Source organism: Agrobacterium sp. NPDC089420 (genome assembly GCF_044900305.1).
Taxonomy (GTDB): domain Bacteria; phylum Pseudomonadota; class Alphaproteobacteria; order Rhizobiales; family Rhizobiaceae; genus Agrobacterium.
The window spans coordinates 1-8,604 of record NZ_JBJDMY010000044.1; the positions used below are offsets into that span (position 1 = coordinate 1).

6 protein-coding genes and 3 pseudogenes are annotated in these 8,604 nt (G+C 52.4%); 5 read left to right on the forward strand and 4 right to left on the reverse strand.

What is annotated here, in order from left to right:
* Positions 1–77: 77 nt before the first annotated feature.
* The 3 genes and pseudogenes from ACI2KA_RS26480 to ACI2KA_RS26490 form a co-directional block, all read left to right on the forward strand.
* Positions 78–605, forward strand: a pseudogene (locus ACI2KA_RS26480) (IS3 family transposase); the annotation flags it as partial.
* 1,044 nt (positions 606–1,649) lie between these two features.
* Positions 1,650–2,090: pseudogene (locus ACI2KA_RS26485) on the forward strand (Tn3 family transposase); the annotation flags it as partial.
* Positions 2,091–2,442: 352 nt separating this feature from the next.
* Positions 2,443–2,754, forward strand: a complete 312-nt coding sequence (locus tag ACI2KA_RS26490) for a hypothetical protein (RefSeq protein ID WP_404505417.1) — start codon at positions 2,443–2,445, stop codon at positions 2,752–2,754.
* Between the two features lie 39 nt (positions 2,755–2,793).
* Here the strand turns inward: ACI2KA_RS26490 and ACI2KA_RS26495 are convergent, their stop codons facing one another.
* The gene (locus ACI2KA_RS26495; RefSeq protein WP_404505418.1) at positions 2,794–3,645 is read right to left on the reverse strand and encodes a flagellin; all 852 of its coding nucleotides are present in this window, start codon (positions 3,643–3,645) and stop codon (positions 2,794–2,796) included.
* A 194-nt stretch (positions 3,646–3,839) separates the two neighbouring features.
* The gene (locus ACI2KA_RS26500; protein WP_404505419.1) at positions 3,840–4,697 is read right to left on the reverse strand and encodes a flagellin; all 858 of its coding nucleotides are present in this window, start codon (positions 4,695–4,697) and stop codon (positions 3,840–3,842) included.
* Positions 4,698–5,413: 716 nt separating this feature from the next.
* Here ACI2KA_RS26500 and ACI2KA_RS26505 point away from each other — a divergent pair.
* Positions 5,414–7,363, forward strand: coding sequence for a methyl-accepting chemotaxis protein (locus tag ACI2KA_RS26505; RefSeq protein ID WP_404505420.1), 1,950 nt, complete (start codon positions 5,414–5,416; stop codon positions 7,361–7,363).
* Positions 7,364–7,574: 211 nt separating this feature from the next.
* Here ACI2KA_RS26505 and ACI2KA_RS26510 read toward each other — a convergent pair whose 3' ends face one another.
* Positions 7,575–7,778 (reverse strand): hypothetical protein, encoded by a 204-nt coding sequence (locus tag ACI2KA_RS26510; RefSeq protein ID WP_404505421.1) that lies wholly within the window; start codon positions 7,776–7,778, stop codon positions 7,575–7,577.
* Between the two features lie 70 nt (positions 7,779–7,848).
* Positions 7,849–8,082: a hypothetical protein gene (locus ACI2KA_RS26515; RefSeq protein WP_404505422.1), complete on the reverse strand. Its 234-nt coding sequence runs from the start codon at positions 8,080–8,082 to the stop codon at positions 7,849–7,851.
* Between ACI2KA_RS26515 and ACI2KA_RS26520 the strand changes: the two are divergent.
* Positions 8,081–8,512: pseudogene (locus ACI2KA_RS26520) on the forward strand (IS3 family transposase); the annotation flags it as partial. The gene ACI2KA_RS26515 and the pseudogene ACI2KA_RS26520 sit on opposite strands and share 2 nt — an antisense overlap.
* Positions 8,513–8,604: the final 92 nt, after the last annotated feature.

Consider the following 8,604-nt stretch of genomic DNA (forward strand, 5'->3'; position numbering starts at 1 on the left):
CTGTTCGTCCGTGAAACGGTTACGCTTCATTCTCTGGTCCTCTCAATGGGCCAGAGCTTACTTCAAAATGGATTATTTTAACGGGGCAAGGTCACCACGCTGCGAAACCAAACGAGAAATGGCTGACCGATATCACCGAGTTCCAGTTGCCAGCCGGTAAAGTGTATCTGTCGCCCATAATCGATTGTTTCGATGGTTTAGTCGTCAGTTGGTCTGTCAGCACGCGGCCAGACGCAGAGCTGGTGAACACAATGCTCGATGCCGCAATTGAAACAATCACCGGCAGTGCCGACCGCCCTGTTGTGCACTCGGATCGGGGTGCCCATTATCGTTGGCCCGGCTGGCTGTCACGTATGCAAAATGCTCAATTGGCCCGATCCATGTCACGCAAAGGGTGCTCGCCGGACAATTCGGCCTGCGAAGGATTCTTTGGGCGGCTCAAGAACGAGATGTACTATAATCGCACCTGGATCAATACGACCCTGCTCGACTTCATGCATCAGCTGGATTCTTACATCCAGTGGTACAACCAGCATCGGATAAAGCTCTCACTGGGCGGAATTAGCCCAGCCGAATACCGCCGGAATCTTGGAATTGCAGCATAAGCAGTCCAAGAATTTGTCCGCACCTCCTAATGGGGAGTATTGCTCCGGTACTGACAGTAGACTACATGAAATCGAAGGCGCCTCGAAAAAGAGCGCCTTCGAAAAAGTTTCAATTCTTAGCGTTAATCCGAACGCTCCAATCAACCTCACCTGTAATTGTGTTTAGGGTGGGCGAAGACAAAGTGGTGCACGTTGCATTACCCGCATGAGCAAGCCAAGAGGAGCTCATAATCCCAGTGGCTTTTCCTGCTGCGGTGGACAACGTAATAGTCGCTCGGCAACCCTTTTTCTGGAAAGATGTGCCGTAATAAGAGTAATACGCGATGACGTATGTCATGCTCGTAGCATCCGCATTCACGGTCGCAGAGGAGGTACGCGTTGTATTCAAAGGAATAGATGTCGTAGAGGACGTCGTGCAACCAGTGCAAGACACCGCGTCAATGGAAACGGCTTGCGCTCCAGTTCCCCCATTGAAATTGTTAATCGAAAGATTAACGGTCGCTGCATGGGCTACGGTTGTACCCAATGAAACCGCAGCTGTGAGAAAAAGAAATTTCAAAGTTTTATTCATATGTCCTACCTTAATGAATTAATACAATCATACGATTGCATAGAGCGACTTTTATGCAAGATTCCAGTAAAAATGCAACCAAAAGATCTTATTATCTAGGAATTTTGATCGCACGCTGCTGGCTTCACGCACATCGGGCGAAGCTGATCTGAACTCTTCGAGCGGATACTGTTTTGATTAGAATTTCCCGGTACAATTCCTGGCTGAGAAGGGACGGCAGACGATGAAGACATCGCAGTTTTCGAACGCCCAGAACATTTACTTGGACGCCGGGCAACGATATCGTTGCCCACGCCCCCTGCAGACTGGTGACGTTGTGGTCACGGGTACCTCCCAACTCACAAGATACCGACATGTGCGATGCTATCGAGCGTATCGGCGCCAATTCACGCCCTCCCGCCCTACAGCCACTACCGCAGTCTCCTTTCACAATCACAATCACAATCACAATCTCAATCTGAACTGCTGGCCAGCCGATCCCTAGCGGTCTCGCCCAAGCATTGCGCCAGATGGGCAGGATCGAACGCACGCTGTTCACCCTCGACTAGATCAATGACGAGGAGCTACGGAAGACCACCACGGCGGAACTGAACAAAGGCGAAAGCCGCAACAGTCTTGTCCGCGCCGTCAATCTTCATCGTCTTGGCCGTTTCCGCGATCGCAGCCAGGAAAGCCTGTCGATCCGGGCGTCAGCCCTCAACCTGGTCGTCACCGCCATCATTCATTGGAATACGATCTATACCGGTCGTGTCGTCGACGCACTACAAACCGCTGGACAGGCCGTCCCAGAGCATATGCTCTCCAGTCTGTCGCCTCTCACATGGGAGCATGTGAATTTGACCGGCGATTATCTTTGGGAAGACAAGCCTGCCGTCGATGAAACTGGCTTCCGTCCATTATCGTTCACCGTCTGATCTGCCTACAGTATATCTGTGCCCCTTTAATGTTTAGGGGCCAGCGTCGCGAAAGCTTCGAGTGATAAATGTTAGCCGAATATCTTTTCCGCATGGAATCCAAACATGGGAATTACCGGCCTGAACTGGTTGCAAGCGGGCAGCACAAACTTAGGCACGAGCAAATTTTCCTTTCCCGTCCTAACAGCACGGTGAGATCACGCCCTTGTAAAAGAATTGGCGTTGTTTAGAAGAAACAAGGTGTTCGCTGAACCTCTACGAGGAAAAGACCAAAACCGCGATTGAGACCATGCTGGGAATCCTACTGGTTGAGTGATATCAAAGGGCGGCTGAAAGTAACGGAGATGCGGTCATGCAGATTGAAAACGTAAGAATGAACGAAGATAAACTCAGCCCCAAAGGGTTTAAGTGCCTGTGCACGTTCAATCTGCAGATCACAGCGGGGTTAATGCTGTACGATTTGCAATTGCTTCAAGCTCCAGATGGGAAAAATCTCGTATTTCCGCCCAAATCGATCAACGGGTCGCCATTGTGTAGCATGTCGCCTCAGTTGCGTGATGAAATTGCAGAATTCGCCAACATCCATTTGCTCAAGAGATACGCCGAGCAAGCAGGGAACTGGTTTAACACCAACTATTTCAACCATGAAAAAAAGGCCCGCTGAACGCGGGCCTTTCCATAATTTCTGGCGCAACAATTTGAATTAACGGAAGAGCTGGAGGATCGATTCGGAGCTGGAGTTGGCAATCGACAGCGACTGAACCGCCAGTTGCTGCTGCGTCTGAAGCGCCTTCAAGCGAGTGGACTCTTCGTTCATGTCAGCGTCAACCAGCGAACCAACACCACGGTCGATAGCATCCGTCAGGGATGCGATAAAGTCCTTCTGGATACCCATACGGGACGAAGCAGCACCAAACGTTGAACCGAGTTCAGTCAGGCCTTTGATTGCAGTATCAATCGTTGTAAGCGTCGCTTGGATATTTGTATCATCGAGGGCGGTCCGCGTGAGAGCAGTGACCGTAGCGACAACCTCGCTCGTATTGGTCGAGCCTGTCTCCAGGTTAACATCGATGAAATTCAGAGTGCCGCCCGTGATGCCGGAAAGAACCTTCGTGGACGCACCGAGATCAGCGTTAGTCTTGTCGGTAGCCTTGAGCCAATTCTGACCATTGAACGATGCAGCGTCAACGGTGTTAGTCATCTGTGTGTAGAGCTGAGTAAGTTCCGTCTGGATCTTGTCCTTGTCGTTGGTGCTTTCACCTGCTGCCACTACGCGATCGCGTACCTGGCTCATGAGATCGATCAGAGACTGGGTCGCAGTAGATGCGATGTCTGCGAGGGACGATCCCATACCGAGAGCTTCACCGACAACACTCAACGAAGAGCTTTCGGACTTCATGGTGGTGGAGATTGACCAGTAAGCGGCGTTGTCCGAAGCAGAGCCAACTTTGAGGCCTGAAGAAATGCGCGACTGGGTCGTCGACATTTGGTTGTCAATCGAACGCAGGGTCTGGAGGGCTGCCATCGAGGACGAATTGGTGAGGATGCTCGCCATGGTTGTTTCCTTTGAATTTTATGAGAAAATTCATTCCGGCATTCCGGCTGAAGGCTTCGGCATCATGCCCGCCGATGTCTATCGTCGGCTGCTCATTCAGGAAAGGAAACTATCGTCTACTTCTTAAGAAAACGTGTACACGACGTCGTGCGAAAAAGCCCGATTGGAACCGGGCTTTGCAATTTGCCAAGCTGTTAGTTTTGGAAGAGCCGAAGGATGTTTTCGGAACTGGTGTTCGCAATAGAAAGCGACTGCACAGCTAGCTGCTGCTGCGTTTGAAGTGCCTTGAGACGGGTTGACTCTTCGTTCATATCGGCATCGATCAGTGATCCTATGCCGCGATCAATTGCGTCCGTCAAAGCTGAAATAAAATCTTTCTGAATGTCCATACGTGCTGAAGCTGCACCGAACGTCGAACCGAGCTCCATCAGATTTTTCATAGCAGCATCAATAATGCCCAACGTTGCTGAAATCGCGGTGTCTTCCAGATCCGCCACGTCCAGGCTTGTGACAGTTGCAACAGTTTGAGCAGTATTCTTTCCATCTGCGGCATCTAAAGTGACACCAATAAACTGGAGTTCTCCACTCGTTATGCCGGAAATGACTTTTGTTCCACTTCCTAGGTCGCTTCCAGCCTTGTTCGTGGCGGACAACCAGTTCTGCCCGTTGAACGAGGCCGATTCAACGGTATCCGTCATCTGAGTGTAGAGCTGATCAAGTTCCGTCTGAATCTTGTCCTTATCATTGGTGCTTTCACCCGCCGCCACAACACGGTCGCGGACCTGAGCCAAAAGGTCGATCAACGATTGGGTCCCTGTTGACGCAACATCGGCAAGGGCCGCCCCCATTCCTAGGGCTTCTCCGATAACACCTAGAGAGGAGCTTTCGCTCTTCATAGTCGTCGAAATCGACCAGTATGCCGCATTATCAGCAGGGGATTCAACTTTTAGGCCGGACGAAATACGCGCCTGCGTTGTAGCTAGATCACGATCAATCGAACGAAGCGTCTGGAGTGCTGCCATTGAGGCAGAATTGGTGAGGATGCTAGCCATACTTCAATCCTTTGAATTTACCAGGAAAATTCACTACGGGTTACCCGCTTGAAGGCTTTGGCGTCATGCCCACCGATTCGAATCGGCCGCTCATTCGATTCTTAATTAATATTTAAAATGACCAATCGCAACAGAAGAGCCTAACATTCCGGTCGGGTCATCAGACATCCCATATCTATCACAGTAATCTGACCCTTGGATGGAAACAGCAAATTTAAGAACCTCCTGAAACTTTGCTTGGCGAGTGCCTTAATAGAGAACAAAGGCAAGGTACAATTCCGCAACGAGCGGGTCTTCTCGTGCTTGAGATTAAAGGCTCAGATACTCAATTTGGGAAACGACAACCAATATCCTGATGCGGTGAGGAACACAGCACAACGCAACGACAGAACCTCCACGAGATCAAAGTTCGCGAACTTTGGTACTCAATTGCCTTCAAGAGAAGTTGAACGCGGCTTAAGCGTAAATCGGAACAATTAAAAATTGCATTTATCTGCATAAGTAATTTCTTATTAACCCACTAAGGCATTTATTAAAACCCTAGGTTCAGGTCAGTGGGGTAGCTCAGTCGCAACCCAAGTGTTACGTCATGACGACGGACGAATATCCTGCTCCGCTCTGGAGTATGGTGCACAACGTGTGATGTTCAATCCCCCGCTTCCGCGCAGCCGTCGACACCGGAAGGCTCGGAACATTTATATATAGCGAGTTTACAGATGTCATTTTTCAAAAATACGAAAATTCGGGCGAAGATTCTGGCACTTATCATCCCCATCAGCTTGTTGGGACTTGGCGGCATAGGAATGGTTTCCAAGGCATACAAGGAAACGGATACGACCTACAGCATATTCATAGACCAGAATAACGCCGCAACGCTTGAAGTCGCGCGCGCTGCGACCTCCTATATGGCAAGCATGGCGCAGGCATTCAAAATACTGGCGTTCGATCCGGGTTCGCCACAGGCCCACGAAATTGAACAGGTTTATCGGGAGAACCTCGATACGACCTTCAGCCGTCTGGCGAGTGCGAAGCAGCTGGCACCAGAATATGGTGCCGAAGCAGACGTCTTTGCCGCTCGATTAAAAGATATCGTCAGCAAAGCCGACCAGATCATCGTCCATCAGAACGCAGGGCGCACAGATATCGCGCGGGCGATCCTCTCTGAAATTGACCCACAGATTAACGCATGGCGTGTCGACCTCCGAAACTGGACAGAGCAGAACGTTGCAGCCGTGAACAAGACGGCCGACGCAATCACAGCGGCAACCGATTCCACCATCATCAAGGTGTCGGTCATTATCGGTATAGTGTTCCTCCTCGGCATAACTGGCTCCGTGTTCGTATCGTCACGGGGAATTACAGCACCCATCGCCCGCCTTCGTGAACAGATGACATCGTTGGCGAATGGCGATACGGACGCAGAAATTGACGTCATGGGTCGCAGGGACGAGATCGGTGAAATGGCCGCCGCCGTTCAGATCTTCCGAGAGAATGCCATTGAGCGCATCCGGCTTGAGCGGCAGACAGAAGCTAATCGCTCGATGAATGAGAAAGAACGGGTCATCCGTGAGGAGCATAGGGTGAGAGAGGCAGCCGATGTAAAATTCGCCGTCGACAACCTGGCGATCGCTCTGTCGAAATTGTCGGATGGCGACGTTTCCTATCGGATCAATGACACCTTTGTGGAAAGCCTCGATACAGTGCGCAAGGACTTCAACCAGTCGGCGAGCAAGCTTCAGGAGGCGTTAGTACGAGTTTCGCAGAATGCGCACGGCATCAACGCTGGCGCAAGCGAGATCAGGTCGGCTGCCGATGACCTCGCCAAGCGCACAGAACAGCAAGCTGCTGCTGTAGAGGAAACAGCTGCGGCACTGGAAGAGATCACGATCACGGTAAAAGATTCTACTAAACGCGCGCAGGAAGCCGGCCAGCTAGTCAATCGTGCGAAGGCAGGCGCCGAGCAGTCGGGTGAAGTGGTGCGTAAGGCCGTCACCGCCATGGGATTGATCGCAACCTCGGCGAGCGAAATCAGCAATATCATTGGTGTGATCGATGAAATTGCATTCCAGACCAATCTCCTGGCGCTGAACGCGGGTGTTGAAGCCGCTCGCGCCGGTGATGCCGGCAAGGGCTTTGCCGTCGTCGCGCAGGAGGTAAGAGAACTTGCACAAAGATCCGCAAATGCGGCGAAGGAAATCAAGGGCCTGATCACTACATCGAACGTGCAGGTTCAGACGGGTGTGCAGCTCGTCGGCGATACCGGCGAGGCGCTGAAAACAATCGTTTCCGAAGTGCAGGAGATCAACCGGCACGTTGTAGCCATCGTTGAGGCAGCTCAGGAACAGTCCTCGGGGCTCCAGCAGATCAATAGCGCTGTCAACCAGATGGACCAGGACACGCAAAGAAACGCGGCCATGGTCGAGGAATCAACCGCTGCCAGCCATAGCCTCGCCAGGGAAGCCGCGTCCCTGAATGGACTTCTGGCGCAATTCAAGCTGGTTGACAACAGCTCCCTGATGGCAGCGCCCGCTCCTACGGTCCGCCATATGGCAGGCCACGAGAAGCGCGAGACATCACCGGCCCGCGCTCTTGGCCGCAAGCTTGCATCCGCCTTTTCCGGCAATGCCGCGCTCGATGCCAACAAGAGCGAATGGGAGGAATTTTGATGAGATATCAGACACCGATGCCCCAGTACAGCATCTATCCAGCCCCCTTAAACGATGTTGCGTCGCTTCCGGGCAACTCAACTTTCCTGGCAGTTGAGAACTGCTGAACGCGGGCATTGGTCCATGTCGACGCGCAATCCGCAACAACAGTAGGTCCCACGCTGCCGCCCTGGGGCAGAATATGTCGGCCGAACCGCCGAGAATATCAAAATCATCTTGAACATCGGAACGTCGTCGTCGCATAGCGGTCGTCAACGGCTTCGTAATCTGTTGTTGATAAAGAGATGACGCGGTCGGAAGTCTGGCCGCCAGCACGTTTGTCGAGCCGGATGTCGAGAAGACCCGGCTCGACATTTTCTACTGTTCCCAACATGCCGTTCTTGACGCCAAGATCGCGACTATTCTCAAGGAACACGATCTGTCGCTCGGCGCGAACGTTTGGCTGCCGTCATTGGTCTGAAAGATAGTGCGCCGGCCCCGATCGCCTATAGCTGCTTATGGTCGCCAACAAGGACAATCTCCGCCCCGTGCGCCTCGGCCTCGCCGGTGAACCCGACAACCGCCGCTATCCGCTCCGGCTCCGTAATATGCTCGATCGCCCGGCGCTGCTCATCGGGAAGCCGTGCGGAAACATCACCTGCACTTGCCTGAATGGCTTTGTCCTGTTTTATTGTTGAGGGGATGCGGACTAAAACTTGGACCACCAGGAGGTAGTTCATGTATTCCCATGCTGACAGAATTCGCGCGTTCGAGCTGTATATCAAGCTCGGCAAGCGGGTTAAGGCGACGATCCGCCAGTTGGGTTATCCGACCAAGAATGCGCTGCGGAACTGGTATCGCGAGTACCAGCAGCATCAAGACCTACGCGTTCGTTGTGTGGCTCGCGCGCCGAAGTTTACTGAGGCCCAGAAGCAGACGGCGCTTGAGCACTACCGCACTCACGATCACTGTATCTCTGCGACGATGAGAGCGTTAGGCTATCCGGGTCGTGGAACTTTGACCGCATGGGTTCGAGAGGCGTTTCCGGAGGCGAGAACTTCGATGGTTGGTCGATCCTGGCGTCCGGCCTATCCCGACGCTTTGAAACAAGTCGCGGTTCTTGATCTTTGCAGTGGAGAGGAAAGTGCCCAGCAAATAGCCGAGCGTCTAGAGCAAATCCTGTTCAATCGGGGTCATATCCTGCTGCCCTAAAATAGTTTGCGCATTCGGTTGGCGTGAAGCGTCGCATCAGAGCGCCGACC

Coding starts and splice junctions, on each gene's coding strand:
- ACI2KA_RS26495 (WP_404505418.1), bottom strand. CDS start 3,645: ATGGCGAGCATCCTCACCAATTCGTCCTCGATGGCAGCCCTCCAGACC.
- ACI2KA_RS26500 (WP_404505419.1), bottom strand. CDS start 4,697: ATGGCTAGCATCCTCACCAATTCTGCCTCAATGGCAGCACTCCAGACG.
- ACI2KA_RS26515 (WP_404505422.1), bottom strand. CDS start 8,082: ATGAACTACCTCCTGGTGGTCCAAGTTTTAGTCCGCATCCCCTCAACA.
- ACI2KA_RS26505 (WP_404505420.1), top strand. CDS start 5,414: ATGTCATTTTTCAAAAATACGAAAATTCGGGCGAAGATTCTGGCACTT.
- ACI2KA_RS26490 (WP_404505417.1), top strand. CDS start 2,443: ATGCAGATTGAAAACGTAAGAATGAACGAAGATAAACTCAGCCCCAAA.